General features: G+C 64.8%; 25 protein-coding genes. 7 read left to right on the forward strand and 18 right to left on the reverse strand.

The features are described from left to right. Nucleotides 1-46 precede the first annotated feature (46 nt). Complete coding sequence (locus AAD018_RS04065) at nucleotides 47-679, forward strand: acyl-homoserine-lactone synthase (RefSeq protein WP_367313401.1); 633 nt, start codon at nucleotides 47-49, stop codon at nucleotides 677-679. A gap of 39 nt (nucleotides 680-718) precedes the next feature. Beyond that, nucleotides 719-2,260, forward strand: a complete 1,542-nt coding sequence (locus tag AAD018_RS04070) for an ATP-dependent DNA helicase (RefSeq protein WP_367313400.1) — start codon at nucleotides 719-721, stop codon at nucleotides 2,258-2,260. Here AAD018_RS04070 and AAD018_RS04075 read toward each other — a convergent pair. The 11 genes from AAD018_RS04075 to AAD018_RS04125 all read right to left on the reverse strand — a co-directional run bounded on the left by AAD018_RS04075 (nucleotide 2,257) and on the right by AAD018_RS04125 (nucleotide 11,776). After that, complete coding sequence (locus AAD018_RS04075; protein ID WP_367313399.1) at nucleotides 2,257-3,012, reverse strand: TIGR02186 family protein; 756 nt, start codon at nucleotides 3,010-3,012, stop codon at nucleotides 2,257-2,259. The two genes, AAD018_RS04070 and AAD018_RS04075, sit on opposite strands and share 4 nt — an antisense overlap. Beyond that, nucleotides 3,009-3,917, reverse strand: coding sequence for a sulfite exporter TauE/SafE family protein (locus AAD018_RS04080; RefSeq protein ID WP_367313397.1), 909 nt, complete (start codon nucleotides 3,915-3,917; stop codon nucleotides 3,009-3,011). The genes AAD018_RS04075 and AAD018_RS04080 overlap by 4 nt, the downstream gene beginning before the upstream one ends. Nucleotides 3,918-4,098: 181 nt before the next feature. Beyond that, a complete protein-coding gene (locus AAD018_RS04085; protein WP_367313396.1) occupies nucleotides 4,099-5,067 on the reverse strand; it encodes an ABC transporter permease in 969 nt (322 codons plus the stop codon). 4 nt (nucleotides 5,068-5,071) lie between these two features. Continuing rightward, nucleotides 5,072-6,190, reverse strand: coding sequence for an ABC transporter permease (locus AAD018_RS04090; protein WP_367313395.1), 1,119 nt, complete (start codon nucleotides 6,188-6,190; stop codon nucleotides 5,072-5,074). 22 nt (nucleotides 6,191-6,212) lie between these two features. Next, entirely contained in the window at nucleotides 6,213-6,437 is a 225-nt protein-coding gene (locus AAD018_RS04095) for a hypothetical protein (protein WP_367313394.1), read from the reverse strand. Nucleotides 6,438-6,500: 63 nt separating this feature from the next. Continuing rightward, nucleotides 6,501-8,081, reverse strand: a complete 1,581-nt coding sequence (locus AAD018_RS04100; RefSeq protein ID WP_367313393.1) for an ABC transporter ATP-binding protein — start codon at nucleotides 8,079-8,081, stop codon at nucleotides 6,501-6,503. Nucleotides 8,082-8,154: 73 nt separating this feature from the next. Continuing rightward, nucleotides 8,155-9,150 carry a BMP family lipoprotein gene (locus AAD018_RS04105; protein WP_367313392.1) on the reverse strand — a complete coding sequence of 332 codons (996 nt, stop codon included), beginning with the start codon at nucleotides 9,148-9,150 and terminating at the stop codon, nucleotides 8,155-8,157. A 242-nt stretch (nucleotides 9,151-9,392) separates the two neighbouring features. Continuing rightward, nucleotides 9,393-9,857, reverse strand: a complete 465-nt coding sequence (locus tag AAD018_RS04110; RefSeq protein ID WP_367313391.1) for a GNAT family N-acetyltransferase — start codon at nucleotides 9,855-9,857, stop codon at nucleotides 9,393-9,395. Continuing rightward, the gene (tsaB, locus tag AAD018_RS04115) at nucleotides 9,850-10,578 is read right to left on the reverse strand and encodes a tRNA (adenosine(37)-N6)-threonylcarbamoyltransferase complex dimerization subunit type 1 TsaB (protein WP_412005200.1); all 729 of its coding nucleotides are present in this window, start codon (nucleotides 10,576-10,578) and stop codon (nucleotides 9,850-9,852) included. The genes AAD018_RS04110 and tsaB overlap by 8 nt, the downstream gene beginning before the upstream one ends. Continuing rightward, nucleotides 10,535-11,092, reverse strand: a complete 558-nt coding sequence (locus AAD018_RS04120; RefSeq protein ID WP_367313390.1) for a NifU family protein — start codon at nucleotides 11,090-11,092, stop codon at nucleotides 10,535-10,537. Before AAD018_RS04120 ends, tsaB begins: the two co-directional genes overlap by 44 nt. Nucleotides 11,093-11,164: 72 nt before the next feature. Beyond that, the gene (locus AAD018_RS04125; protein WP_367313389.1) at nucleotides 11,165-11,776 is read right to left on the reverse strand and encodes a hypothetical protein; all 612 of its coding nucleotides are present in this window, start codon (nucleotides 11,774-11,776) and stop codon (nucleotides 11,165-11,167) included. 167 nt (nucleotides 11,777-11,943) lie between these two features. Here AAD018_RS04125 and AAD018_RS04130 point away from each other — a divergent pair, with 167 nt between their 5' ends. Beyond that, entirely contained in the window at nucleotides 11,944-13,629 is a 1,686-nt protein-coding gene (locus AAD018_RS04130) for a SulP family inorganic anion transporter (RefSeq protein ID WP_367313388.1), read from the forward strand. 158 nt (nucleotides 13,630-13,787) lie between these two features. On the opposite strand, the gene AAD018_RS04135 is transcribed toward AAD018_RS04130, so the two are convergent. The 3 genes from AAD018_RS04135 to trpS form a co-directional block, all read right to left on the reverse strand. Next, nucleotides 13,788-14,243, reverse strand: a complete 456-nt coding sequence (locus tag AAD018_RS04135) for a universal stress protein (protein ID WP_367313387.1) — start codon at nucleotides 14,241-14,243, stop codon at nucleotides 13,788-13,790. Between the two features lie 63 nt (nucleotides 14,244-14,306). Further along, nucleotides 14,307-15,347 carry a hypothetical protein gene (locus AAD018_RS04140; protein WP_367313386.1) on the reverse strand — a complete coding sequence of 347 codons (1,041 nt, stop codon included), beginning with the start codon at nucleotides 15,345-15,347 and terminating at the stop codon, nucleotides 14,307-14,309. Between the two features lie 86 nt (nucleotides 15,348-15,433). Beyond that, nucleotides 15,434-16,453, reverse strand: a complete 1,020-nt coding sequence (trpS, locus tag AAD018_RS04145; protein WP_367313385.1) for a tryptophan--tRNA ligase — start codon at nucleotides 16,451-16,453, stop codon at nucleotides 15,434-15,436. Nucleotides 16,454-16,530: 77 nt separating this feature from the next. Here trpS and AAD018_RS04150 point away from each other — a divergent pair, with 77 nt between their 5' ends. Continuing rightward, nucleotides 16,531-17,205, forward strand: coding sequence for a rhomboid family intramembrane serine protease (locus AAD018_RS04150; RefSeq protein WP_367313384.1), 675 nt, complete (start codon nucleotides 16,531-16,533; stop codon nucleotides 17,203-17,205). Between the two features lie 90 nt (nucleotides 17,206-17,295). Here the strand turns inward: AAD018_RS04150 and murJ are convergent, their stop codons facing one another. The 3 genes from murJ to AAD018_RS04165 are packed head-to-tail and all read right to left on the reverse strand — an operon-like array spanning nucleotide 17,296 to nucleotide 22,794. Further along, complete coding sequence (gene murJ, locus AAD018_RS04155; protein WP_367313383.1) at nucleotides 17,296-18,879, reverse strand: murein biosynthesis integral membrane protein MurJ; 1,584 nt, start codon at nucleotides 18,877-18,879, stop codon at nucleotides 17,296-17,298. Beyond that, a complete protein-coding gene (locus tag AAD018_RS04160; protein ID WP_412005175.1) occupies nucleotides 18,876-21,671 on the reverse strand; it encodes a [protein-PII] uridylyltransferase in 2,796 nt (931 codons plus the stop codon). The genes murJ and AAD018_RS04160 overlap by 4 nt, the downstream gene beginning before the upstream one ends. Next, complete coding sequence (locus AAD018_RS04165; protein ID WP_367313382.1) at nucleotides 21,631-22,794, reverse strand: penicillin-binding protein activator; 1,164 nt, start codon at nucleotides 22,792-22,794, stop codon at nucleotides 21,631-21,633. Before AAD018_RS04165 ends, AAD018_RS04160 begins: the two co-directional genes overlap by 41 nt. A 96-nt stretch (nucleotides 22,795-22,890) precedes the next feature. Between AAD018_RS04165 and rsmI the strand changes: the two genes are divergently transcribed. From rsmI to gshB, 3 genes are all read left to right on the forward strand, one after another. After that, complete coding sequence (gene rsmI / locus AAD018_RS04170; protein WP_367313381.1) at nucleotides 22,891-23,751, forward strand: 16S rRNA (cytidine(1402)-2'-O)-methyltransferase; 861 nt, start codon at nucleotides 22,891-22,893, stop codon at nucleotides 23,749-23,751. Next, nucleotides 23,748-24,131 (forward strand): YraN family protein, encoded by a 384-nt coding sequence (locus AAD018_RS04175; RefSeq protein ID WP_367313380.1) that lies wholly within the window; start codon nucleotides 23,748-23,750, stop codon nucleotides 24,129-24,131. Before rsmI ends, AAD018_RS04175 begins: the two co-directional genes overlap by 4 nt. A 68-nt stretch (nucleotides 24,132-24,199) precedes the next feature. Next, nucleotides 24,200-25,153 (forward strand): glutathione synthase, encoded by a 954-nt coding sequence (gene gshB / locus AAD018_RS04180; RefSeq protein WP_367313379.1) that lies wholly within the window; start codon nucleotides 24,200-24,202, stop codon nucleotides 25,151-25,153. On the opposite strand, the gene AAD018_RS04185 is transcribed toward gshB, so the two are convergent. Next, complete coding sequence (locus AAD018_RS04185; protein WP_367313378.1) at nucleotides 25,134-26,645, reverse strand: YifB family Mg chelatase-like AAA ATPase; 1,512 nt, start codon at nucleotides 26,643-26,645, stop codon at nucleotides 25,134-25,136. The genes gshB and AAD018_RS04185 overlap by 20 nt on opposite strands. Nucleotides 26,646-26,691: the final 46 nt, after the last annotated feature.

Raw genomic sequence — 26,691 nt, forward strand, 5'->3', positions numbered from 1 at the left:
ACCGCGCCCTAGCGTCCTTTCATCAGGACGGAACAGGGTTTTTACAATGCTACGGTATCTTTTCGGCGACGACCTCCACGATCACCCCAAACTGCGCGACAGCATGTTTCGCGACCGCGCAACGCAATTCCGCGACAGGCTCGGCTGGGATGTCACCGTCGACGAAGACGGCTTCGAGCGCGACCAGTACGACGATCTCGACCCGCTCTACGTGATCTGGGAACGCGCCGATGGCAGCCATGGCGGCTCCGCCCGCTTCCTGCCGACCACGGGCCGCACCATGACAGAGGAGCATTTCGCGGATATCGCCGATATCTCCACGCTCAAAAGCCCCTTCATCTGGGAATGCACCCGCTTCTGCCTCGCCCCCCAGGCCGAGCCGCGCGTCGCGGGCCTTCTCATGCTCGGCGGAGGAGAGCTGATGCGCGGCTTCCATCTCGATCACTTCCTCGGCGTCTTCGATGCCCGCATGATCCGAATCTACCGCATGATCGGCTCCTCTCCCGAGGTACTCGGCACCTCCGGCGCAGGCCGCGACGCGATCAGCGTCGGTCTTTGGACCTATACCGAAGCCGATCGCGCAATGGTGCTCGCCCGCGCGGGCGTCAGCAGCGCCCTCTCCGAACACTGGTTCGGCGAGGCTTTTGGAGAGCGGGCGCTCATGCCCATGACCGCCTAACCGCTGGTCCCCCGGGGGCGCCCGCCATAAGGTCGCCCCATGACCGAGCAGCTCGCCCTTTCCGACGATCAGGCCGAAGCCTATGACGCCGTCGCCACCGCTCTCGGGGAGGCGGGGATCGATCTGCATAACGATCTTCTGACCCCGCCGCGCGGCGACGACACATCCTCGGTCATGGCGATCATCGGCAAGGCGGGATCTGGCAAGACGCTGCTGCTGGCCCGCCTTTATCACGCCCTCGAAGAAGCGGGTGTTGATGTCGTCTCGGGCGATTACGAAGGCCGCCGCCGCAAGGATCGCCGCACTCTCGCGATCCTCGCCCCCACCAACAAGGCTGCCTCGGTTTTGCGGACCCGCGGTGTGCCTGCGACCACCATTCATCGCATCCTCTATACGCCCGTCTACGATCCCGAATACGAAAAGGTCGCCGACTGGCTCGCGGGCAATGGCGACCGCCCCGAGATCGAAGGCCTCACCGATATCGCGCTCGACCGCGCCTTCGCCTCCTATCAGTCCCATAAATCCGTCCCCGCGGCGCTCGCGGCGGCGGGTCTGAGAGGCAGCGACTTTATCACCGGCTGGAAACGCCGGGAGGAGCCGCTCGATATCGGGTTCGTCGACGAAAGCTCGATGCTCGACCCCAAGCAGTTCGAGGACCTGACCGAGATTTTCCCGACGCTCGTCCTTTTCGGCGATCCTGCCCAGCTTCCCCCCGTTCAGCCGCGCGGGGAAACCAAAGGCGGCATGGTCTTCGACACGCTCCCCGCGCCCCGCCGCAAGGAGCTCTCCCGCGTCCACCGGCAGGATGCGGACAACCCGATCCTCGATCTGGCCCACGCGCTGGGCGATCCCGCTCTTCAATTCCACGACTTCGAAGAGATGATCCGCGATGCCGCCCGCACCGACGAGCGCGTCGTCTGGGCCGAGCGCGTGGAAAGCGACCTGATGGCCCGCTCGCCGGTTCTGGTCTGGCGCAACGCCACTCGCATCCGCCTGATCCACGCCTTCCGCGCCGCCTTTTCCGCGCCCGAGGACGAGCTGCTAGAGGGCGAGCCGCTGATCTGCGACGGGATCGAGCTGCCGATGAAGCACCGCAAGAAACGCCTCGATCTGGAGGCGCGCGGCCTGATCAAAGGCGCGCAGGTCATCTATCTCGGCCCGGGCCGCAAACCCGGCTTTTCGAAACTCCACGTGATCGGCGCCGAGGATCCCCAGGTCTCCGCCGCCTCCATCGTCAAGATCGAACAGCAGGACGACGAAGAGCCCTTCATCCCCTTCGCCGCCCGCATGGGCGCCACCTTCCTGCATGGCGCTGCGGTGACGATCCACAAGGCGCAGGGCTCTCAATGGGACACGGTGCAGGTCTTCGGCCCCGACCTTCAGATCGCCGCCCGGATGGGCCGCGTCGAAGCAGGTCAACCCTTGTGGAAACGCCTCGCCTATGTCGCGATCACCCGCGCCGAAACGCAGCTGCGTTGGGTGATCCGCAATCGCCTGGCCAAACCGACCGGCCCGCTGCGCACCGATGATCTGGCCGCGCCGGTCGTGCCTCTGACCCTGACCGCCGAGGAGACGGGCTAAGCCCGGAATGCCCGGAACGTGGCAGAGGCGGCCCATCCCGCCCCGATCGCCAGCGCCAGCGACATAAGCCCGTAGATCAGCGGTCGCTCGTGGGCGAGCGTGTAGAGCCACCGCTCCAACCCGACCTTCTGAACCGGGATCGTCGTCGTGTAGTTGTCCACCACCCGCCCGCCTCGGGTCAGGAAGATCCGGATCTCGTAATCGCCTTCTGTCAGGTTCGCGGGCAGATCCACTTCGGTCCGAAAAAGCGTGTCGCGCTCCAGATCGACCGCCCCTTCAAGCGATTGGTAAAGCTGCTCTCCCCGCCGGATGCGGATCAGCGCCCGCGTAAACGCCGCCGGATCGGCAATCTCCGCGGGCGCGCCCACCGACCGGATCGCGCGCGGGATCGAAATGCGGTGCCGCAGATCCTCGGTCCGCATCAGGATCTCGTTCAGTGGTCCCGTCGTCGTCACCGCATAGAAAGAAGGCGCCGAATCGACCTCGATCGCCTCTGTATTCACCCAGATCCCAAGCCGCCGGTCCTTCTTGCGCACAATCACCGGACGGTCCGGCCCCGCCACCGTGACGATTACCTCGAGCGGCGGGCCTTCGGGCACCGGCGCCTCGCGGCGGACAGCCCCGAAGACAAGGATATCATCGCCTTCGAAGGTCGCGGTGATCGCCACCTGATCGCGGCTGAGGCCCAGAACCACCTCTTCGGCCATGGCGCCGAGCGGTAGCATCAGCAAAAGGATCAGCGCCCGGATCATTCGCCCGCGCCCAGCGAATAAAGCTCGGAGGGTTGGATCAGCAGATCGGCGGCCAGCTTGCCGCAGACCAGAAGAACCATCGCCGCCAGAAGGATTCGCAATTGCTCGGCCTTGAGCCGCGTGCCCAACCGCGTGCCGATTTGCGCGCCGATCACCCCGCCTAAAAGCAGCAACAGCGCCAGCGCGATATCGACCGTGAAATTCGTCGTGGCATGGAGAAGCGTCGTGAAGGCGGTGACAAAGATGATCTGAAAGAGCGATGTTCCGATCACGACCTTGGTCGGCATGCCCAGCAGATAGATCATCGCAGGGACCATGATGAACCCGCCGCCGACCCCCATGATCGCAGCCAGGATCCCCACGAGGATGCCCACCAGAACCGGCGGAATGACCGAGATATAAAGCCCCGAGACCCGGAATTTCATCTTGAAGGGCAGGTTATGCACCCAGTTATGCCGCCTGCGCTGCGGCGCGCCGGACCGCTTTGCGCGCAGAAGTGCCCGCAGGCTCTCCAGGAACATCAGACCGCCGACGATCCCCAGAAAGACGACATAGCTGAGCCGCACCAGCAGATCGACCTGCCCCAGCGATTTGAGCCAGTTGAAAATCACAACCCCGAGCGCGGCTCCGATCAGACCGCCCACTAGAAGGACGGTGCCCATTCGGAAATCGACAGTCCGGCGCCTGAGATGGGCGAGCACACCCGAAAAGGAGGAGGCGACGATCTGATTGGCTTCGGTTGCCACAGCGACGGCGGGCGGGATGCCGATGAAGAACAGCAGCGGGGTCATCAGAAATCCGCCGCCCACCCCGAACATGCCAGAGAGGATGCCGACCAGTCCGCCCAGACCGACAAGAAGGAACGCGTTTACCGACACTTCGGCAATGGGCAGGTATATCTGCATATCCCGTCTTAGACCCGGGCCGCCTCGCGGCGCAACCGGGGGACATCCGGAGCTGCGCTTCGCCTGCGCGCCTGCGGCGGGCGGGACGCAGCAGGCGCGGGGATGTGTTTTGCTTTGAGGGAGCGGCAGGTTCGCGGGAGACCTGCGCCGTTGAGTATTTATGGCCAGATGAAGAGGAGCCTCAGCGCTCCTTGACGTAGGGCTCGCCTCCGGCGCGTGGAGGGACCGCCTTGCCGACAAAGCCCGCGAGAATCACCACCGTCAGGATATAGGGCAGGGCGTCGAGAAGCTGGACCTGAACGCGGAAGCTGAGCACCGCCTCGATCACGTCAGGTCTGAGCGCGATCGCTTGCAGGAACCCGAAGAGCAGCGTCGCGCCAAGCGCGTACCAGGGGCGCCACTTGGCGAAGATGAGCGCAGCCAGAGCGATATAGCCCCGGCCCGCCGTCATGTCCTTGACGAAGCCTGCCTGCAGGGCCGTCGCCATATAGGCGCCCGCAATCCCGCAAAGGACCCCGCAAATCGCAACGGCTGCAAAGCGCAGCCCAACGACGGAAACGCCAGCGGTGTCGACAGCCGCCGGGTTCTCGCCCACCGCGCGCAGGCGCAGACCGAACCGGGTGCGAAAAAGGATCCACCAGGTCAGCGGCACCATCGCGAAGGCCAGATAGACTAGCACCGTATGGCCCGACAGAAGCTCAGTATAGATCGGGCCCAGCACCGGCACGCCCGAAAGCGCCTCGGCGAAGGGCAGGGTGACAGGCTCGAACCGGCCGCCCGACATCAGCGACGGCGTGCGGCCGCCCTGGCTGAACCAGCTTTGCGCGACCAGCACCGTCATTCCGGCGGCCAGAAAGTTAATCGCCACCCCCGAGATCAGCTGGTTGCCCCGGAACGTGATCGAGGCCAGCCCGTGGATCCCCGCCAGCACCATTGAGGCGCCGATCCCCGCCAGCAGCCCGATCCAGGCCGATTCGGTGACAAAGGCGATGGCCGCGGACAGGAAGGCCGCGGCCAGCATCTTGCCCTCGAGCCCGATATCAAAGATCCCCGCCCGTTCGCTGAAAAGACCCGCCAGGCAGGCCAGCAGAAGCGGCGTTGCGAGGCGAACGGTGGAATCGAGCACTTGCAGTAGGGTCAGGAAATCCATGGGCCTATTCCGCCGCCTCCAGCTTGGTTTCGGGCTTCGGCGGGCGGCGCAGCGTTAGGAAGATCCGCTCCAGCGGCATCCGCACCATGTTGTCGAGCGCTCCGGTGAAGAGGATCACCAGCGCCTGGATCACGATAATCAGCTGGGACGGGATCGACGTGGAAAAGGCCAGTTCGGCCCCGCCCTGATAGAGAAACCCGAAAAGCAGCGCCGCCATGAAGACCCCGATCGGATGCGACCGGCCCATCAGCGCGACCGCGATCCCGATAAAGCCCGCCCCTTCGGCGGCATTGAGGTTCAGCCGCTCGGCCTCTCCCATGACGTTGTTGATCGCCATCATGCCCGCCAGCGCGCCCGAGATGATCATCGTGACCATGATGATCTTGGTGGGCGAAATCCCGGCATATTTCGCCGCCGGTTCCGAATGGCCGAAAGCGCGGATCTCGTAGCCCAGCTTGGTGCGCCAGATCAGCACCCAGACGAAAAGACAGGCAAGAAGCGCAATGAGAAAAGAGACATTTGCGGGCGTAAACTCTGAAAAGCCGAGTCCGGTCCAAGAAAACATATCGTAGAAAGTCGGCAGATTTGTTGCATCGGGAAAGAAGGCCGACGCGGGATCTGACCCCGGAGCCTTTATCTGCTCGGTCAACATGTAGCTCAGCAAAGCAGCCGCGATGTAGTTGAACATGATCGTCGTAATGACGATGTGGCTGCCGCGTTTCGCTTGGAGCCAGGCCGGGATTGCGGCCCAGATTGCGCCAAAGATCGCGGCACCGGCGGTTGCGCCCAAAAGAGCCAACGACCAATGCGGCCACGGGATGTAGAGGCAGACGAACGCGACGCCAAGACCCCCGATAAGGGCCTGACCTTCACCGCCGATGTTGAAAAGGCGTGCATGAAATGCGACCGCCACGGCCAGTCCGGTAAAGATAAAGTTCGTCGCGTAGTAAAGGGTAAAACCCCACCCGTAAGCCGACCCAAGTGCGCCGCTTACCATCACCCGGATCGCATTCACCGGGTTCTCCCCGATGCCGAGGATGACGAGCGCCGAGATCAGGAAGGCCAGCACCAGCGAGATCAGCGGCACGAGCACGACCTCGGCCCATTTGGGCATCACGTCCATTGCGGTCTCCCGCGTCCGGCGGTCACGGCCCGACGATTGCGCCGAAGATGAAGGCGGCCACAAGCACCGCGGCTCCGATCGTCACATATTTGCGGTTGCCCTCCAGCATCGAGGCGGTCGAGCCGCCCGGGGACGCCCCCCGCTTGCGTGCCGCTTCGGCCTTTTTGCGCTCGCGCTTGGCCTTGGGCGTGCTGTCCTGCTCCATCAGCTTGGCGATGGCGTCGTCGATCCCGTTGTCGCTCGGCATTCGTGGCTCCCCGATCCGTCCCGTCGCGGGCAGTCTCCGCGAATTCCACGCCATGTTCAATCATCACCGGTGGCCCGCATGGGCAAGGTTCGCCTCGATCTCGGAGACGTCATGGGGCGCATCCGTATCGGTCACACCCGCCATTAGCAGACCCAGCTCGGTCTCATTGGTGTCCTCGGGCAGGCGCTCGCCCATGATCTGACCGTCGAACATCACCGCGATCCGGTCGCTGAGCGCGAGGATCTCCTCCAGCTCGACCGAGACCAGAAGGATCGCCTTGCCTTGATCGCGAAGCGCCACGATCTGCTCGTGGATGAACTCGATCGCACCGATATCCACACCGCGCGTCGGCTGCCCGACGAGCAGCAGCTCGGGCGAGCGCTCGATCTCGCGGGCCAGCACGATCTTCTGCTGGTTGCCGCCCGAAAAGTTCTTGGCCGCCAGCTTGGGATCGGGCGGACGCACGTCGAACCGCTCCATCTTGCCGGCCGTGTCCTCTTTCATGGCGGCGTTCTTCATGAAGATCCCGCTGCCATAGCGGGAGTCGTGGTGATAGCCGAAGGCGACGTTTTCCCAGGCGTGATAGTCCATGATCAGACCCTCGCGCTGGCGATCCTCGGGCACATGGGCGATCCCGCGCGCCCGGCGCGAGCGGCCATCGGATTGGGTGCCGGTTAGATCGATCTCCTGCCCCTTCAGGCGCACCGTCCCCGTCGCGCTGCGGATCCCGCCAAGCACCTCCAGCAGCTCGGACTGTCCGTTCCCGGCGACCCCCGCGATCCCCAGGATCTCGCCGCCCCGAATGTCGAAATCGATGCCCTTGAGCCGCTGCACTCCCTTGTCGTCCGTCACGCTCAGATTGCGCACCTCCAGAACGACATCGCCGGCCTGCGCGGGCGCCTTCTCGACCCGCAGCAGCACCTTGCGGCCCACCATCAGCTCGGCCAGCTCGGGCGGAGAGGTCTCGGCGGTCTTGACCGTCGCCGTCATCTCGCCGCGCCGCATCACGCTGACCGTATCGGTGATCTCCATGATCTCGCGCAGCTTGTGGGTGATGAGGATAATCGTCTTGCCCTCGGCGCGCAGGTTCTCGAGGATCCGGAAGAGGTGATCGGCCTCGGACGGCGTCAGCACGCCCGTCGGCTCGTCGAGGATCAGGATCTCGGCCCGGCGATAGAGCGCCTTGAGGATCTCGACCCGCTGCTGCATCCCGACGCCGATCTCCTCGATCAGGGCGTCGGGCTCCACGTTCAGCTCGTATTCCTTGGACAGCTCCGCCAGCTCGCGCCGCGCGCGGCCCAGCGACGGCTTCAAAAGCCCGCTATCCTCTGCGCCCAGAACGATATTTTCCAGAACCGTGAAATTCTCTACCAGCTTGAAATGCTGGAACACCATCCCGATTCCCGCGGCGATGGCCGCCTGACTGTCCGGGATCTCGGTCTTTTGCCCGCGAATGAAGATCTCGCCCGCATCGGCCTTGTAGAACCCGTAGAGGATCGACATCAGCGTCGACTTGCCCGCGCCATTCTCGCCGATGATCCCGTGGATCGTGCCCGGCATCACCCGGATCGCGATATCCTTGTTGGCCTGAACCGGGCCGAAGGATTTCGAGATCCCTTTCAACTCAATGGCGGGATCGGTCATGTCGTCTCCCTCGTACTTGCCGAAAAAGGCCGCACTGGTCCCAGCGCGGCCTTCCGTCAGATCCGCAAACGCCTCAGAAGCTCAGCGCCGGGCAGCTTTCGTCGCTCATGTAGTCATGCACTTCGGTCTCGCCCGCGATGATCGCGGCAGAGGCCTCATCGACGGCAGCCTGCATTTCTGCGGTGACGAGATCGGCGTTATGCTCGTCCAGCGCATAGCCCACGCCCTCGTTCTCGAGGCCCATGACATTGACGCCGGTCTCGACAGCATCGCCAGCCGCGAAGACCTCATAGACGGCATTATCCACCCGCTTGAGCATCGAGGTCAGAACCTCGCCTGGATGCAGGTAGTTCTGGTTGCTGTCCACGCCGATCGACAGGATGTCCTGATCGGCCGCCGTCTGCAAAACGCCCACACCGGTCGCACCGGCGGCGGCATAGACCACATCCGCGCCTTGGCTGATCTGCGCCTGCGTCAGCTCAGACCCCTTGACCGGATCGGCCCAAGCAGCGGGCGTGGTGCCGGCCATGTTAGCGATTACGGTCGCATCGGGGTTCACTGCCAGCACGCCTTGGGCATAGCCGCAGGCGAATTTGCGGATCAGCGGGATATCCATGCCGCCAATAAAGCCGACCGTGCCCGATTCCGAGGCCATCGCCGCCATCATGCCGACGAGGAACGAGCCCTCATGCTCCTTGAACACGACCGAGCGCACGTTCGGCTCTTCGACCACCGCATCGATGATCGCAAAGGTCGTGTCGGGATAGTCGGGGGCGACTTCGCTCAGAACGTTGCCGAAGGCAAAGCCGGTCATCACGATCGGGTTCGAGCCGCTTTCGGCCAGACGGCGCAGCGCCTGTTCGCGTTGGGCTTCGGACTGCATCTCGACTTCGCGATAGCTGCCGCCGGTCTCTTCCTTCCAGCGCTCGGCGCCGTTAAAGGCCGCTTCGTTGAACGACTTGTCGAACTTGCCGCCCAGATCGAAGACGACGGCCGGATCGGCCAGCGCTCCGCCAGCGGTAAGGGCCAGCGCGGCAGCGGCGCCCATGAACGTGTGCTTGAGGGTCATTGAGGTCTCCCTGTTATCGTTAACCCGAGGCTCTTGATGCGCCTCTTGAGCGGTCCCCGCCCTGATAGGACGGATCCGCGTATCACCATGGGATAAGGCCTCTCCCCCGGCGGAAGATCAATAGCTTTTTGGGCTTCAAACGCCGCCTCGCGCCGCAAATGCCTGCCGATTAGGCGGATGCCCCTAGGTCAGATCCTCGCGTTTGACCCGTATCCGGCCCGGCCGGACCGGGAGGCCCCGGGTCAAGCCCGGGGCGCCGAGCTCTGCGGCGGCTGTTTGTAGCCCTCCGCTGCCAGATCCTTGCGCATCATCACCGCATCGACCGCTACGTCCGGCCCGCGCCGGTAGTATCCGCGCCGCTGCCCGACCTCCGCATAACCTGCCTTAAGATAGAGCGCCCGCGCCGGGTCATTGTCCTGCGCGACCTCCAGAAACGCCTCGCAAGCGCCGCGTCGCGCGGCCTCCGCCTCGAACAGGGCCAGCAGCCTCGCTCCGCATCCCGCGCGCCGCGCCTCTGGCGCGACGGCAACGGTCAAAAGCTCCACCTCGTCTGCTGCCACGCGGCCCATGGCAAATCCGCCCGGCGCCTCCGTGACAAAGACGCCGGCCTGCGCCACCAGCCCCTCCATCTCCCGACCAGACCATCCCTGAGCTGCCGGAAACGCCCGGCCATGCAGATCCGCCAGCCGCTCCGCCAGCTCACCCATCCAGAATGACCGGAGCCGCCTCCCGCGGAGGCGCTGCATCTGCCGCCCGCACATAAAGCGGGGCAGGGCGGGGCAAGGCCTCGCCTGTCGCCACTTTACGCGCCGCGATCTCGGCAATCCGCACAGAGACGGAACGCGGATCCAACTGCGCGCGCTCAACCCTCACCCGCCCCTCGAACAGAGCCGCCGCCGCGCCGACTGCCGCCGCACTCTGCTCGTCGTCTCTCAGCCGCTCGGTCTTCGAATCAACGACCCGATACGGCCCCGGTACGCCTTCCGCCGACACGAGCTGAACATAGGCCGTATCCCTTGGCGCTGGCAGGCAGATCAGCACCGGCCCCGCCGCGTCCGCCACAGCCCGACCCGGATCCCCGCCGCCGAGCAGCTCGAACCCCGACACCCCGACTGCAGGCACACCCAGCCCCAAAGCCAGCCCCCGCGCCGCCGACACCGCGATCCGGATCCCCGTAAAATTCCCAGGCCCGACGCCCACGCCGATCGCGTCCAGCTCGTCCCAGGCGCAGCCCGCCTCCACAAGAACCTCCTCGAGCAGCGGCATCAGCCGCTCCGCTTGTCCGCGCGTCATCTCCTCGAACCGTTCCGCCACGATCCGTCCGCCCGACAGCAAAGCGGCCGCGCAATGCGCGGCCGATGTGTCGAATGCGAGGATCGTAGGGTCAGGCCGCGACAGGGCGCACCTCGAGCACTTCGGGAATGTAATGCCGCAGCAGGTTCTCGATGCCCATCTTCAGCGTGAGCGTCGAGGACGGACAGCCCGCGCAGGCGCCCTGCATGTGCAGATAGACAACCCCGCGGTCAAAGCCATGGAACGTGATGTCCCCGCCATCCTGCGCCACGGCGGGCCGCACGCGGGTGTCCAGCAGCTCCTTGATCTGGCCGACGATCTCTCCGTCCTCGCCGTGATGCTCCGCATGGCCGGACGTCTGCTCGCCCTCCATGACCGGCTTGCCGGACTGGTAATGCTCCATGATCGCGCCAAGGATGCCGGGCTTGATGTGATCCCACTCCACCTCGTCCGCCTTCGTCACGGTCACGAAATCGGTGCCAAAGAACACACCCGTCACACCCTCGACCCCAAAGATCCTCTGCGCCAGCGGGGACGGCCCAGCCGTATCCGCAGTTGGGAAATCAGCGGTCCCGGCCTCCAGCACGGTCTGGCCGGGCAGGAACTTCAGCGTCGCCGGGTTCGGCGTGGATTCGGTCTGGATGAACATGCGAGGAGCCTCTCAAAAGGGTCTGCAAAATATGCGCCCGCCGCCCGCCCCTGTCAAGAGTTTGGAACGGTTCTAAACTTCAGTCCCGTCCTCGGCGCCGGGACGCGTCCAATAGGCGATATCGGCGCTGGCAAGCCAGACATAATGCATCACCGGTGCCATGATCGCCCAATAGACAAGCCAACCAGACGGGCTTGTGATCGCAATCGCGATCTCGTTCGCCACCGCAAGGCCAGCATAAATCACCACCCGAATCCATGCCAGCCGGGGATAGATCTCGACCCAATCCGCGCCCGAGAAGTAGCGGCGGGTCAGCGAAAAGTCGGACGTTGCCAGATCCGACGCAAAAAGACCCACGAAAATGAGGGATGTGATCGTATTCACCCGCTGCATCCAGATCGGGTCCTGAAAGTGCATCGTCGCCAGAACAGCCGCCGCGATCAAAGCGGCTCCGATCGCCGATGGCCCGGCATGCGGCTGGCTACGATGAAGGTAAGACGACAAGCGTATCAGCGATCCCACCAGAAACGCTGCCAGGAACACGTCAAACCCGGACCGTCCGGGAAACAGCCGCTCAAGGATCACGAGCGTCGCGACAACACCAAGGCTCGCCCCGATCAAGGACAGGCTCGGCGGAGGAGCCTGCCGCACCGCATGCACAACCATTCGAACGAAGTAACGCACCCATTTCCTCCAACTTACTGAAATCTATATTGGAACCGCCCGGCAGCCCAACAAGGGCGCGCGCCCGGAACGCCCCCGACTGACGCCTGTCTGCAACAGCGCCGGGCGCTTCCGATTGAACCCATCCCGCTCCGCTGCGTTGACCCGAAACGATCAGGCGAGGCGCAATGGCATCCCTTCTTCCCCCTTGGCTCGACGGATACGGGCCCAAGGCCGCCATAGCCGACGGTGTCGCAGGCGTGATCCTCGCCGTTCTGCTCGTGCCGCAAGCCATGGCCTATGCCCTGCTTGCGGGACTGCCGCCCGAGGCGGGGCTCTATACCGCGATGATCCCCCCGCTTCTTTACGCCGTCTTCGGGCTCAGCGCCTTCGTGTCGGTCGGGCCGGTCGCGCTGGCCTCACTGCTGGTCGCCGACGCCATCGGCTCCAGCGGGATGGAACCGATGCAGGCCGCCGCGATCATCGCCATCGAAACCGGAGCGATCCTGCTCCTTCTCGGCCTCTTCAAGCTGGGGCGTCTGGTCAATTTCATCAGCGAACCAGCCCTCCTGGGCTTCACCGCCGCCGTCGCGCTTTTGATCGCGGCCAGCCAGCTTCCCGCGCTTCTGGGGGTCGAGGCGGCCCGCTCCGGCAATCTCGTCGATGCGGCGCAGGGCCTTCTCGGGGCGGGCCTGCCCAATTGGCCGACACTGGCGCTAGGCGCGGGCGTTCTGGCGCTGATCCTGCTCGGGGATCGCTATGCCGGACCCGGGCTCTGGCGCATCGGGATCCGCCCGCCCTTCCGTCTGCCGCTGGTCAAAAGCATCCCGCTTCTGGCACTTGTCGCCGCCGGGGTGGCCGCCAGCATGCTCTCGCTCGAGGTCGCCCGCGTCGACGAGCCCGGCGGCGGGCCGCCGACCCTGACCCTCCCGCCGCTCAGCCCCGGACCGTGGCTCGCGCTCGCCCTCGACAGCCTGATCGTCGCCATCCTCGTTTTTGCCACCGGCACCGCAGTGGCCAAATCGCTCTCCGCCCGCCGCCGCGCACCGCTCGACACCAACCGAGAGGCGATCGCCGTCGGCGCTGCCAATGTCGCGGCTGGCCTGACCGGAGGCTACGCGACCGGTGTCAGTCTCAGCCGCTCCGCGCTGGTCTTCGACAGCGGCGGCCGCTCACCTCTGGCCACGGCCTTCGCGGGTCTGATCGTGCTGCCCGTCACCCTCTATGGTGGCCCGATCCTCGCCCAACTGCCCGAAGCGGCACTGGCGGCCCTCGTCATCAGCGCCGTCTTCGGCCTCATCAAGCTGCGCGAAATCCGCGAGGTGTGGAGCCACAGTCGCGCCGAGGCCGGTGTGCTCGGCGTCACCTTCGTCGCAACCCTCGTGCTCGGCGTGCAATGGGGCCTGCTGACTGGAACACTGGCCGGGATCGCTGCCTTCCTCTGGTTCTCCAGCCTGCCGCGCATCACCCGTCTGGGTCGCGCCGGAGAAGGCGACATCTTCCGCTCCGTCGACCGCGACGAGGTCGAGGTCGATACCCTCCCTGTTCTCCCGATCCGCATCGACCGCTCGCTCTATTTCGGCAATGTCGCCCATTGCGAGGAGCGGATCCTGTCGCTTCTCTCCCGCCACAAAGATATCCGCTGCGTCCTGCTCGACATGCGGTCGGTCAACGACATCGATGCCAGTGGGATCCGGATGCTGTCCCGGCTCTGCGAGAATATCGAGGAGAAGGACCTCCGCATCGGATTTGCCGCCCTGCACGCCCCGGTCAAGGAGGCGCTCGACAGTTGCGGCAAGGCGCGTCTGGCCCCCTATTACGTCACCGTCGAAGAGGGCGTCGACACGATGCGCGAAGAGTGTGGAGCCGACTGAATGCCTAAACTTTTAGTCGAATTCGCAAGGCCTTGATATCACGAGAGGCCACATATGTGACCCGCGCGTTAAGGAAAAATCCACCGACCAGATACCGACGCAATACCGACCGGATACCGAAAGCCCCGAAATCCTGAAAACCGGCCTTGCGCAACGCCTCAGGTGATCGCTTCAAGCCGGTCCTTTGACATATCGCCCGGCACCACCGTGATCGGGATCGGAAGGCTCCCCGCCTGCCGCGTCAGCTGCGTCACAAGCGGCCCGGGCCCCGACTTGTCGTCCCCCGCGCCAAGGACCAGCACCCCGATTTCAGGATCATCCTTAAGCAGGCCCATAAGCTGCGGAACAACCTCGCCTTCCCGGATTTGCAGTTCAGGATCAACACCTTGGCGGTCTCGCATCCATTTGGCAAAGACCTCGAAATGCGCATGGATCCGCTCGCGCGCCTCCTCCCGCATGATCTCTCCGACACCGATCCAGTGGTTGAACTCATCGGGCGGAATGATCGACAGAACGGCCACCCCGCCGCCGGTCTTCGAGGCACGCATCGCCGCAAAGCGCATGGCGTTCAGACATTCCCGGCTATCGTCGAGAATGACCAGAAATTTACGCATCGTCCGCATCCTCACCTGATCCCCGCAACAGAGCATGCCCGCCGGAACTGCCGCTGGCAACGCTCAACGGGGCAGGGCGCTCCGCACGATCCGGCCGCCGATGAATTGCGCAATGATCATAAGGGCTTGCAGAAAGGCGGCATATCCCAGAAGCAGCGCGGTCACCGCCATATCGCTCAGCCTCACGGTCGCCCGAAAGACCCGCGCTTTGCCCAGAACGGCAAATCGGCTGCGCGTCGCGGGCCCTGCCGCCTCGGCCACCCGTGCGAGCCGGGCAACGTCCTCGGCGTTATCCACATGGCGCAACAGAACCATCCCCTCCGACGCCGAAGTCGCCCGCACGACGCGCGCGAAATCGCCGCTTATCCCCTCCAGACGGGCCAGCTTCGCCGTGTCGAGAACCGCGCCCAGCGGCACCGCCCCGCGCGTGTAGCGCACCAGTTCCGCAGGCTTCAGATCGACCCGCGCCGCATCGCTCAAAACCCTTGAGAACGAAGGGGTTAGCGTGCCCATCCGGCGCGCCATCCTCAGGCCTGCGGACCCTGCCTTGACCGCCACGCTCGACGCGCCCGAGACCAGGATCGCCGCCGTCGATCCCAGCCCCACGAGTGCCAGAGAGACATCGAGCCGGTCGACCTCCTCGCCCCGCAAAGCAGTCATCCCGGCCCGCCGCAAAGCGTTAACATCGCCCGCCGGACTCAGCTCGAAGGGAATCGCACAAGCCGCGATTTGCGACAGCCGCTCGCAGGACGCCATCTCGATCATGCAGGACCCGCAGGACAAGGCCGACCGGGTCCAGCCCTCCGCCGCTTCGACCTCGGCTCGCGCGGCTTCAATCATCTGATCCGAAAGGGAAATCCCGAACTCTTCCGCCAGCCCCAGAAGCATCGCGATCCGGTCCACATCATCCGCCGCCACGGCCTCCTCAAGCCGAGGCTCCAGCCACGCCGCATTGACCTCGCGCGCCATCATCTGGTCCAGCCGATACGCCAGCTCCTCCGCCGACCGCTCCACGAAAGGAGAGGTCAGAGGCGCCGTTCCCACCACCCAGAAAAGCACAGCCAGATTGCCCGCCAATAGAAGGCTCCGCAGCCCTCGCACCATGCCCGATCCCCTTGTTTTTCAACAAGGATAGCAGATCGGTCCGATCCCGGCAAAACCCCGTTAGAGAGCCGCCGAACCCGGCAGATTTACCCCACCATTCCGACGATCTCGTAGGTCCGCTTGACCACCGGCGCGGCCACAGCACGCGCCCGCTCCGCGCCCTTGGCCAGCACCCGGTCAATCTCTGCCGTATCCTTGGCCAGGCGCCGCATTTCACTGGAAATCGGAGAAATCACCTCCACCGCCAGATCCGCCAGCATCGGTTTGAACTCCGAAAACGGCTTGCCTCCGACCTCGGCCATGACCTCAGGCAACGTCCGCCCCGACAAAGCCGCGTAAAGGTCCACCAGGTTACGTGCCTCGGGCCTGTCCGTCAGACCCTCCATTTCGAAGGGCAACGGTTCGGGGTCCGTACGCGCCTTGCGGAACTTCTGCGCGATCGCATCGGCATCGTCGCTCATGTTGATGCGGCTCATATCGGACGGATCGCTCTTGGACATTTTCCTCGAGCCGTCCCGCAAACTCATCACCCGCGTCGCGGGCCCTTCGATCACGGGCTCCGTCACGGGAAAGAACTCGACGCCGAAATCGTGGTTAAACTTCATCGCGATATCGCGCGTCAGCTCCAGATGCTGCTTCTGATCGTCGCCCACCGGCACATGGGTCGCGTGATAGACCAGAATATCGGCTGCCATCAGCGCCGGATATCCAAAGAGCCCGAGCGAGGCGTTCTCGGCATTCTTGCCCGCCTTGTCCTTCCACTGCGTCATCCGCTTCATCCAGCCCATCCGGGCCACGCAGTTGAAGATCCAGGCGAGCTGCGTATGCTCGGGAACCTGTGACTGGTTGAAAAGAATGGATTTTTCCGGATCGATCCCCGCCGCGATAAAGAACGCGCACAGCTCGCGCGTATTGTCTCGCAGGACAGCCGGATCCTGCCAGACGGTGATCGCATGCAGATCGACCATGCAATAGATCGTCTCGAACTTCCCCTCGTCCTGCATCGTGACAAAGCGCTTCATCGCGCCCAGATAATTGCCAAGCGTCAGGCCGCCCGACGGCTGGATCCCCGAGAAAACGCGGGGGGTAAAGGAGGCATCGGTCATGGTAGAACACGCTCGGTCTGGTCAAGGGGGCCGGGCTGGCTTACCCATGCCCCCGGTTCCCGTCAAGAAGGCCGCCCATGTCCAGGATCAAAGCCGTCAATCCCCTCCCCATCAGCGTGATCGTGCTCTTCGGGCTGATCGCGGGGATCGAGATCCTCCTCTCCATCGGCAGCATCAGCCTCCTTGCCGGACAAGAAGGGATCGGCTGGCGCGGCTGGGCCTTCCAGCAATTCGCGCTGCCCGCCCAGCTTCTGGGCTTCATGGTAGAGACTAGTAATTTCAGCGCCTCCAACCTGATACGGCTTGTCACCTATCCGTTCATCCACGGCAGCTTCATCAGCGCCGCCTTCGCCTGCGTCATCCTGCTGGCGCTTGGCAAATTCGTAGGCGACGTCTTCTCAAGCGCAGCGGTCTTGGTCGTCTTCTTCACCTCTTCGATCCTGGCCGCGATCATCTATAGCGGCCTCGTCTGGACCCCGTTTCCGCTCTACGGAGCCTTCCCGGCCGTTTATGGCCTGATCGGCGCTTATACCTACATTCTCTGGGTCGGCCTCGCCGCGACAGGTGGCAACCAGATCGAAGCCTTCCGCCTGATCCTGCTCCTCGCGGGCCTCCAGATCGCCTTCAGCCTCTTCGGCACCTCGCCGCATTGGCTGGCCGATTTCGCAGGCTTTTTCGTGGGCTTCGCGGTCGCCCCGATCGCCGCGCCCGGCGGCATGAAAGCGCTCCTCGCCCGGATCAAGCGCCGCTGATCCCTTCATCTGGCCGCAAATACTCCGGGGGGTCCGGGGGGCAGCGCCCCCCGGCCTGTCGACGCGCGCCAGCGCGGCGAAACACCTCGCTCAGCGCCGGACGGCCCGCCTGAAATCCGACAGCCGGAAGGCGCCGAAAAGCTGCCCGGCCAGGGCGTAGCTGATCATCCCTACGGCTACCAGAATGGCCAGCGCCGCATAGCGAACACCATCCATCCCGAAGAACGGCGTCATCGTCACCGACGCTGCCCAAAGGACAACGCCCATTACGCCAGAGGCCGCAAGGATCCGCCAGAACCGCCGCCGGAACCGCGCGTCCAGCGTCGCGGCCTCCCCCATCGACCGGGCGCCGCGCCACAGCAGGACCACCATCGCCCAGCCAGCAATCGTCGTCCCGATCGCCGCCGCGATATAGCCCAACGTGCCCGCCAGCCCGATGGCCAAAGCGGCGTTCACGACCATCGCCGCCACCGCGTAATAGAACGGCCGCTTGGTGTCCTCGCGCGCAAAGAACAGCGGCTGCAGCGTCTTTTGCATCACAAAGGCAGGCAGCCCGAGCCCGTAGACCGCAACAGCCAAGGCCGTCGCTGCCGTGTCATCCGCATCAAAAGCGCCTCGCCGGAACAGCACATCCACCAGAGGGATCGGGATCAGGACAAGCGCCACCGCCGCCGGGATCGTCAGCGCAAGACTGATCTCGCAGGCCCGGTTGAACGCATCGCGCCCGCCCGCCGTATCGCCTGCCCCCAGCCGACGCGACAGATCCGGCAGCAGAACCACGCCTATGGCGATCCCGACCACACCCAGCGGCAACTGATAAAGCCGGTCCGCATAGTTCAGCCACGCAATCGCCCCGTCGAAAAAGCTTGCCACCTGCCGCCCGACCAGCAGGTTGATCTGCACGACCCCGCCCGCCAAAGCCGCCGGAGCTGCGATGATCGCCAGCCGCTTCAGCTCGGGCGTCATACGCGGCCTGCGCGGCCTCAGCTTCATACCCGCCCGGTCCGCCGCAATCCAGACCAGCGCCAGCTGCGCGATGCCCGCGATGGCCGCGCCCCAGGCCAGCATCGTGCCCGTATGCAGCCCCGGCACCGGCTCTGGCGCGCCCACGACGACAGTCTCTGAGAACCATCCGGCCTGCGCCACCAGCAGCACGCTCACCAGAATGACGTTAAGCAGAACCGGCGCCGCCGCCGCCGCCGCGAACCGGCCCATCGCGTTGAGCACCCCTGAAAACAGCGCGGCTAGCGAGATGAAAAGGATGTAGACGAAGGTGATCCGCCCGAAATCCACCGTCAGCCCGAACCGCACATCCTCGGCAAAGCCGCTGGCGATGGCATAGACAAGGGCAGGCATGAAGATCTGCGCCAGCACGGTAAAGACGATCAGGATCGTCGCCAGCCCCGACAGCGCATCGCGGGCGAAATCCTCCGCGCCCTCGCCGGTCTCCAGCCGTTTGGAGAACATCGGCACGAAGGCCATGTTGAACGCCCCTTCGGCAAAGAACCGGCGGAACATGTTGGGCAGCGAGAACGCGATCAGGAAGGCTTCGGCTACCGGCCCCGCGCCAAGCGCAGCGGCGATCATCACGTCGCGCACGAAACCGAGGATGCGGCTCAGCAGCGTCCAGATCCCGACGGTAAAGATGCTGCTCAGCAGGCGGATCGGCTTCAAGAAATCGCCCTCTCGGCGCCCGCCTCGATGGCCGCGCGCAGCTTTTTCTCAAGGCTCTTCTGCTTGGCTTCCGAGTGATATTTCAGCCCGAACATATCCTTGACGTAGAACGTATCCACCACCTGCTCTCCATAGGTCGCGATGACCGCGCTGGAGACATAGACATTCGCATTCGCAAGCGTTCGGGACAGATCGTGCAGAAGTCCCGGACGGTCGCGGGTATCGACCTCGATGATCGTGTAGATATCCGATCCGTCATTATCGAACGCGATCGAAGTTGGCACCCGGAATGCCCGCTCGCGCTTTTTCAGACTGTCCTTGTCGCGCCCGGTCAGCGCCTCCCGCGCGACCAGCTCGCCCTTGAGCGTCCGCTCGATCATCTTGCGAAGACGCGGCAGCCGGTCAGCGTCATAGGGCGTCTCGTTCGCATCCTGGATCCAGAAGGCGGCGGTGACGTATCCGTCCTTGGTGGTGAAGGTCCGCGCATCGACGATATTGGCCCCGACCAAGGCCAGAGCGCCCGTGATCCGCGCGAAGATCCCCGGATGATCGGCCATCGCAAAACAGGCCCGTGCGGCGTCCCGGTCGTGATCCAGCGTCAGTTCCATCCGGATCTGATCGGTCCCGATCTCGCGCAGCAGCTTGGCGAAATCCACATGCGCCGTCACGTGCAGACCTTGCCAGTAGGGCGGATAATGGCGCGCGATCTCGGCCTTGATGTCCTTTGCAGGCCAGTCGGCCAAGGCTTCGCGCAGCTTCTTTTTGGCCTCCGCGCCGCGTTCCGTGCGGTTGAGATCCTCCAGCCCGGTCTCCAGCCCCCGCCGCGTCTGCCGGTAAAGCGCCCGGATCAGCACGGCCTTCCAGTTGTTCCACGTATCCGGGCCGACCCCGCGAATGTCGCAGACCGTCAATACCGTCAGCAGATCCAGCCGCTCCCGCGTCTGCACCGCCTTGGCAAAATCGCGTACCGTGCGCGGGTCCGCGATATCCCGCTTTTGCGCCATGTCGGACATCAACAGGTGGTGCCGCACCAGCCACTCGACCGTTTCGGCCTCTTTTTTCTTAAGACCCAGCCGGGGCGCCACATCCCGCGCGATCCGTGCGCCCAGAACCGAATGATCCTCCGGCCGCCCCTTGCCGATATCGTGCAGCAGCAATGCCACGTAAAGGATCCGCCGGCTGACCCCCGCCTCAAGGATGCTGCTGGCCACCGGCAGCTCCTCGACCAGCTCCTTGCGCTCGATCTGCGCCAGCTGGCTGATGCATTGGATCGTATGCTCATCGACTGTGTAGCTGTGATACATGTTGAACTGCATCATCGCGACGATGGGCTCGAATTCCGGGATGAAAGCGGCCAGAACTCCCAGCTCGTTCATCCGGCGCAGCCCGCGTTCGGGGTTGCCGTGCTTGAGCATCAGATCAAGAAAGATCCGGCGCGCCTCGGGCATCGATCGGACCTCCGCATCGATCAGATCGAGATGCGCCGCCACCAGTCGCATTGTGTTGGGATGCAGCCACGTGCCGGTCCTCAGCGCTTCCTCGAAGACGCGCAGCATGTTCAGCTTGTCGCCCAGAAAGGCCGCTTCATCCGCGATGACCAGCCGGTTCTGCTCGATCGCGAAGGGATCGCGCGCCTTCTTCCGGCGCTTGAAGATCCGGGTCAGCATCGGCTCGGTCTTCAGGTGCGCATCCTCCATCGCCACAAGGAAGATTCGCGTCAGGTCTCCGACCGCGGTGGCCTGCAGGAAATAATCCTGCATGAAATGCTCGACACCGCGCCGCCCCGAATGGTCACGATAGCCCATCGCATCGGCTACCTCGACCTGCATGTCAAAGGTCAGCTGATCCATCGCCCGGTTCGTCAGCAGATGCAGATGGCAGCGCACGGCCCAGAGGAAATCCTCTGCCTCGCGGAAGGTCTCGAACTCCTCGGCGGTAAAAAAGCCCAGATCAACCAGCTCGCGCGCGTCGCTGACCCCGTTGACGTATTTGGCGATCCAAAAGAGCGATTGCAGATCGCGCAGCCCGCCTTTGCCCTCCTTGACGTTGGGCTCGACCATGTAGCGCTGCCCGCCCTGCTTGCGGTGCCGCTCGGCCCGTTCGGCCAGCTTGGCCTCCACAAAATCCGAAGCCGTCGACTTGAAGAGATCCCCCCAAAGCCGCTTTTGCAGGTCGTCCGCAGGCGCAGGATCCCCGCCCAGAAACCGGTATTCCACAAGGCTGGTGCGAATCGTGTAATCGTCGCGCGCCAGCTTCAGGCACTCCTTCACCGTCCGGCTGGCATGGCCGACCTTCAGCTTCAGATCCCACAGGACGTAGAGCATCTCCTCGATGATCGCCTCGGCCCGGGGCGTCATCTGCCGCTCGGTGAGAAAAAGAAGATCGACGTCACTATGCAGCGCCATCTCGCCTCGGCCATAGCCTCCGACCGCAATCATCGCGAGCGGCTCGGTCTTGGACGCTGGCGGATGGATCCGGGTTGCGATCAGATCGAACAGCGCCAGAACAATGCGGTCCGTCAGCCAGGCATAGCTGCGCGTCGCCGGACGCGAGGCATGGGGCGCTGCGCGAAAGGCCTCCGCGATGACCGCCAGCCCATGGCTCCGCGCCGCTTTGAGGCAGGCTACAATCTGCGCCCGTCGCGCGCTGCCGGACGCGGCCAAAGACGCCTCCAGCGCCGCCGCAATTGCCGCGCTGTCGTAGATCTCTCGGGCTGGGGCGATCAGGCCGCGTTCGGCCTGATCCTCTGGATCAGAAACCGGCGCCGCCGAATCTCGAAGGGGCTGGGTCAAGGATGACGACCTGATTGTTGCGCAGCTCGGCAACCGCGAGCGCCCTCTCATTAGTGCCATCGGTCCGCAAACGGAAGATGCCGCCCGTGCCCCGGAAACCGGACCGTTGCGTCAGGGCCCGGCTGCTCAGCGCCTGCCGGTTGCCCGAGCTGATCAGCGCGCCGACCGCAGCGATCCCGTCATAGGCCAGCCCTGCAATCGGATGCGGAGGTTGCCCGTAAGCTGCCCGATAGCGGGCCTCGAACTGACGCTGCAGCGATTGGTCCGGCACCGTGAACAGACCGCCCTGCAAGGCAGGCAGCGACTGGAACCGCGCTTCGGAATTCCACCGGGTCAGACCGACCAGCTGCACCGGAGCGCGCTCCTTGATGCCGGTCGAGATCAGCGACAGCTCATCTCCGGGCACCGCCGTGGTAAAGACGGCCTGCGCGCCCGTGCTCTGGACCGCATTTGCAATCGGACCCGCCGCGCTCTGGATCCCGTTCTGGGACAAGGGATAGCTCTGGACGGCCGCAACGGTCCCGCCATTCTGCTGGACGGCGCCGACGATAGCGTCGCGTCCGGCATTTCCGGGGACGGTGTCGGCATGGGCCACCACATAGCTGCGGATCCCTGTCCGGCGCCCATAACGGACCAGCCGGTCAGCGGTGTTGCGGAAGGTCGGGCCCAGCACGAAGACGTTGCCGCCTGCAATCGCGGTGTTGTTCGAGAAGGCCAGCACGTTGATGCCTTCATCGGCGACAGCCACGCCAGCGGCATTCGCGGCCTCGGCAAAGAGCGGTCCCAGAATAATCTGCGCGCCTTCATCAACGGCCCGCTGCGCGGCGCTCGCCGCCGTGCCGGGGCGACCGGCGGTGTTGTAGACCTGAAGATCGATCCGCGCGCCATTGAGATCGCGGATGGCAAGCCGGGCCGCGTTTTCGAGGTTGCGGGCCAGTAAGGCATCTGTGCCAGACCCCGATCCGCCCGGAACCAGCAGGGCCACACGCACCGGCGCATTCGGATCGACCGCTCCGCCGCCGCCTCCGGTTTCAAGCGGCGCACAGGCAGCCGCCCCCAGAAGGGCAAGGGCAGCAAAGAGGCGAAGCGCCGCCTTGCGGGCGGTTTGGAAACGGGCAATCATGCGTAATCTCTCCTTGCAGAAGCTGGCAGCGCCGCGCGCATCGGGCGACCTTTGACGCAGAGCGGATAATAAGCAAGAGGGGCCATCGGTCGAGTCATGAATTACGGCACCAGGCCACTCTCCGCCGGGCTCTACCTCGTGGCGACCCCCATCGGAACCGCCCGCGACATCACCCTGCGCGCCCTCGACGTGCTGGCCACGGCCCATGTCATCGCCTCTGAAGACACCCGGACGAGCCGCAAGCTGATGGACATTCACGGCATCCCGCTGGGCGACCGCCCGCTGGTCGCCTATCACGACCATAGCACCGACGCGGTGCGCCAGCGCCTGCTCTCCGAGATCGCGGCAGGCCGGGCTGTCGCCTACATGTCCGAGGCCGGAACGCCCCTGATCGCCGATCCCGGCTTCGCCTTGGCCCGCGCCGCCGCCGAAGAGGACTTGCCGGTGATCTCGGTCCCCGGCCCCTCCGCCGTTCTGGCGGCACTCACCGTCGGAGGCCTTCCCACCGACCGGTTTTTCTTCGCAGGTTTCCTGCCGAACACCAAAACGGCGCGGCACGCGGCCCTGACAGAGCTGTCGCCGATCCCCGGAACGCTGGTCTTTTACGAAAGCCCCAAGCGGCTAAACGATATGTTAACGGATGCGCGCGATGCTCTGGGGGCAGACCGGCAAGCCGCAATCTGCCGGGAGCTGACGAAAAAGTTCGAAGAGGTCGCGCGCGGATCTCTGGACGATCTGGTCCGCCAATTCGCGGATCGCTCCGTCAAGGGAGAGGTCGTTGTCCTGATCGACCGCCCCCGACATGCGGCAGCCGACCCGGCAGAGATCGAGGCGGCGCTGAAGGACGCGATGAAGACGCTGCGCGTCAAGGATGCGGCCACGCTGGTCGCGGGAAGCTACGGATTGCCCCGGCGGGAGGTGTATCAAGCCGCCCTTAGAATGGAGAAAGACGAATGAAAACGCAAAAGGCGCATCGGGGCAAAACGTCTTACGAGGCAGGGGTCACAGCCGAAGAAACGGTCGTGGACCGCTATCGTCGGCGCGGCTGCGAAATTGCCGCGCGCCGTTGGCGCGGCAGCATCGGCGAGATCGACCTGATCCTCCGCGATCCGGCCGAAGACGGTCTGATCTTTGTCGAGGTCAAGAAAAGCCGCAGTTTCGACAGCGCCATCGCCCGGGTCGGCGCGAAACAGATGGAACGGATTTGCGCCACCGCCAGTGAATTTGCTGGCGGCGAGCCGCGCGGCCTGCTGACCGAGATGCGGTTCGACGTGGCGCTCGTCGATGGCATTGGCGATGTCCGGATCCTCGAAAACGCCTTCGGTGAAGCGGCCTAGACCATTGCCAGCGGCATTTGGCTGCGCCATCTAAGGGCCGAACCCGGTCCCGGATGGAGATGCCCGAAATGCCCCTCAAAATCGCCTTCCAGATGGATCCGATCGAGGCGGTCGATATCGACGCTGACAGCAGCTTCCGTCTGGCCGAAGAGGCGCAGGCGCGCGGCCATGAGATCTTTACCTATACCCCCGATGCGCTCGCCTTCGAGGAGGGCGAAATCACCGCAACCGGGCGGCCCACCACGCTGCGCCGCGAGCGCGGAAACCATGTCAGCTTCGGCGAGGCCCAGCATCGCGCCCTGACTGAATTCGACGTTGTCTGGCTGCGCCAGGATCCGCCCTTCGACATGGGATATATTACGACAACCCACCTGTTGGACCGCATCCGTCAAGACACCCTCGTCGTCAACGACCCGTTCTGGGTGCGCAACTACCCTGAAAAGCTGCTCGTCCTCGACTTCCCGGACCTCATTCCGGCTACCACTATCGCCCGCGATCTAGCGACCCTGCGCCGCTTTCGCGAGCGCCACGGTGACATGATCCTCAAACCGCTCTACGGCAATGGCGGGGCGGGGGTCTTCAAGCTGGCCAAGGGCGACAGCAACCTCGCCTCCCTCCACGAGCTGTTCTGCGGCCTTAATTCCGAGCCGCTGATCGCCCAACAGTTCCTCCCCGATGTCAGCCAGGGCGACAAGCGCATCATCCTCGTCGATGGAGATCCTGTCGGCGCCATCAACCGCGTCCCCGCCTCGGGCGAGACCCGCTCGAACATGCATGTCGGCGGCCGCCCCGAGCCCTCGGGCCTCACAGACCGCGACCGCGAGATCTGCGCGGCCATTGGCCCGCTGCTCAAGGAAAAGGGTCAGGTCTTCGTCGGCATCGACGTGATCGGCGACTACCTGACGGAGATCAACGTGACCTCTCCCACCGGCATCCAAGAGCTGGAACACTTCGACAACGTCAATATCGCAGGCCAGATCTGGGACGCGATCGACCGCCGCCTCACGGCACGGCAGAGCTGACGCGATAGCTCACTGCCTCGGCCACATGGGGCCTTCGCACGTCCTCTGAGCCCGCAAGATCCGCAATCGTCCGCGCCACCCGCAGCACCCGGTGATAGCCCCGCGCCGACAGACCAAACCGCTCGGCCACCGTCGAGAGAAGCGCGCGCCCGTCCGCATCGGGCGTCGCCATCTCCTCCAAAGCGGTCCCTTCCAGATCCGCGTTCACGCGAACCCCGTCCAGTCCGCCATACCGCGCCGCCTGCACGTCCCGCGCCGTCGCGACCCGTGCCGCGATCACCTCCGACGGATCCCCATCATCCGGCAAATCCAGATCGGCAAAGGCCACCGGCGGCACGTCCACCCTCAGATCGAACCGATCCATCAGCGGCCCCGAGATCTTGCCCATATAATCTTCCCCGCAGCCCGGCACCCTTGCGCAGGCCCGCGCCGGATCGCTCAGATAACCGCAGCGGCAGGGATTGGCGGCAGCCACCAGCATGAACCGGCAGGGATAGTGGATATGCGCATTGGCCCGCGCCACCATCACCTCCCCGGTCTCGATCGGCTGGCGCAGCGTCTCCAGCACCTGCCGGGGGAATTCCGGAAGCTCGTCGAGGAACAGCACCCCGTTATGGGCCAGGCTGATCTCGCCGGGTTTCGCACCGCGCCCGCCGCCGATGATCGCTGCCTGCGAGGCCGTGTGATGCGGATCGCGAAAGGGCCGTGCCCGGCTGATCCCGCCTTCATCCAGCAGCCCCGACAGCGAATGGACCATCGACGTCTCCAGCGCCTCCGCGGCCGTCAGCGGCGGCAGGATCCCCGGCAGCCGCTTGGCCATCATCGATTTGCCCGATCCCGGCGTTCCGATCAGCAGCGCATGGTGGCGCCCCGCCGCCGCGATCTCCAGCGCCCGCTTGGCCCGTTCCTGCCCTTTGACATCGCGCAGGCAGGGGCCATTGCGCTCCAGCGTGACCTCCCCAGGCTCCGCCGGAGATAAAACCTGTTGCCCCGTGAAATGCCGCACAACCTCGCCCAATGATCCTGCTCCGATCACCGCACAGGCCCCGACCCAGGCGGCCTCGGGGCCGCAGGCACTCGGACACAGCAGCATCCGGTCCTCCTCTGCGGCGGCCATCGCGGCGGGCAACGCGCCGATCACCGGCACCAGCGACCCGTCGAGCGACAGCTCTCCCAAGGCCACCGCGCCCGCCACGTCCTCGCGCGGCAGAACGTCGATCGCAGCCAAAAGCGCCAAAGCAATTGGCAGGTCGAAATGCGAGCCGTCCTTGGGCAGATCCGCTGGAGAGAGGTTCACCGTGATCCGCTTGGCGGGCAGCGCGAGGTTCATCGCCGTCATCGCAGCGCGCACCCGCTCCTTGGCCTCGCTCACCGCCTTGTTGGGCAGGCCCACGATCGAGAAGGCCGGCATGCCCGGCGTGACCGCGCATTGTACCTCGACGAGGCGCGCTTCGACCCCTTCAAAGGCCACCGTATAGGCCAAAGCGGTCATCCCGCGCCCTCCGTTCCTTGTTGGTTAACGGCCTAGCGCGAAGAGG

Source organism: Aestuariibius insulae (assembly GCF_040783535.2).
GTDB classification, from domain to species: Bacteria; Pseudomonadota; Alphaproteobacteria; order Rhodobacterales; family Rhodobacteraceae; genus Aestuariibius; species Aestuariibius insulae.

Excerpts from the sequence above, each read along its gene's own strand:
- AAD018_RS04095 (WP_367313394.1), bottom strand. The coding sequence starts at position 6,437 with ATGCCGAGCGACAACGGGATCGACGACGCCATCGCCAAGCTGATGGAG.
- AAD018_RS04165 (WP_367313382.1), bottom strand. The coding sequence starts at position 22,794 with ATGATTGCCCGTTTCCAAACCGCCCGCAAGGCGGCGCTTCGCCTCTTT.
- AAD018_RS04085 (WP_367313396.1), bottom strand. The coding sequence starts at position 5,067 with ATGGATTTCCTGACCCTACTGCAAGTGCTCGATTCCACCGTTCGCCTC.
- AAD018_RS04065 (WP_367313401.1), top strand. The coding sequence starts at position 47 with ATGCTACGGTATCTTTTCGGCGACGACCTCCACGATCACCCCAAACTG.
- AAD018_RS04140 (WP_367313386.1), bottom strand. The coding sequence starts at position 15,347 with ATGGTGCGAGGGCTGCGGAGCCTTCTATTGGCGGGCAATCTGGCTGTG.
- trpS (WP_367313385.1), bottom strand. The coding sequence starts at position 16,453 with ATGACCGATGCCTCCTTTACCCCCCGCGTTTTCTCGGGGATCCAGCCG.
- gshB (WP_367313379.1), top strand. The coding sequence starts at position 24,200 with ATGCCCCTCAAAATCGCCTTCCAGATGGATCCGATCGAGGCGGTCGAT.
- AAD018_RS04100 (WP_367313393.1), bottom strand. The coding sequence starts at position 8,081 with ATGACCGATCCCGCCATTGAGTTGAAAGGGATCTCGAAATCCTTCGGC.
- AAD018_RS04185 (WP_367313378.1), bottom strand. The coding sequence starts at position 26,645 with ATGACCGCTTTGGCCTATACGGTGGCCTTTGAAGGGGTCGAAGCGCGC.
- AAD018_RS04080 (WP_367313397.1), bottom strand. The coding sequence starts at position 3,917 with ATGCAGATATACCTGCCCATTGCCGAAGTGTCGGTAAACGCGTTCCTT.
- AAD018_RS04090 (WP_367313395.1), bottom strand. The coding sequence starts at position 6,190 with ATGGACGTGATGCCCAAATGGGCCGAGGTCGTGCTCGTGCCGCTGATC.
- AAD018_RS04105 (WP_367313392.1), bottom strand. The coding sequence starts at position 9,150 with ATGACCCTCAAGCACACGTTCATGGGCGCCGCTGCCGCGCTGGCCCTT.
- AAD018_RS04175 (WP_367313380.1), top strand. The coding sequence starts at position 23,748 with ATGAAAACGCAAAAGGCGCATCGGGGCAAAACGTCTTACGAGGCAGGG.
- AAD018_RS04150 (WP_367313384.1), top strand. The coding sequence starts at position 16,531 with ATGTCCAGGATCAAAGCCGTCAATCCCCTCCCCATCAGCGTGATCGTG.
- AAD018_RS04130 (WP_367313388.1), top strand. The coding sequence starts at position 11,944 with ATGGCATCCCTTCTTCCCCCTTGGCTCGACGGATACGGGCCCAAGGCC.
- rsmI (WP_367313381.1), top strand. The coding sequence starts at position 22,891 with ATGAATTACGGCACCAGGCCACTCTCCGCCGGGCTCTACCTCGTGGCG.
- AAD018_RS04070 (WP_367313400.1), top strand. The coding sequence starts at position 719 with ATGACCGAGCAGCTCGCCCTTTCCGACGATCAGGCCGAAGCCTATGAC.
- AAD018_RS04075 (WP_367313399.1), bottom strand. The coding sequence starts at position 3,012 with ATGATCCGGGCGCTGATCCTTTTGCTGATGCTACCGCTCGGCGCCATG.
- AAD018_RS04135 (WP_367313387.1), bottom strand. The coding sequence starts at position 14,243 with ATGCGTAAATTTCTGGTCATTCTCGACGATAGCCGGGAATGTCTGAAC.
- AAD018_RS04120 (WP_367313390.1), bottom strand. The coding sequence starts at position 11,092 with ATGTTCATCCAGACCGAATCCACGCCGAACCCGGCGACGCTGAAGTTC.
- AAD018_RS04110 (WP_367313391.1), bottom strand. The coding sequence starts at position 9,857 with ATGGGTGAGCTGGCGGAGCGGCTGGCGGATCTGCATGGCCGGGCGTTT.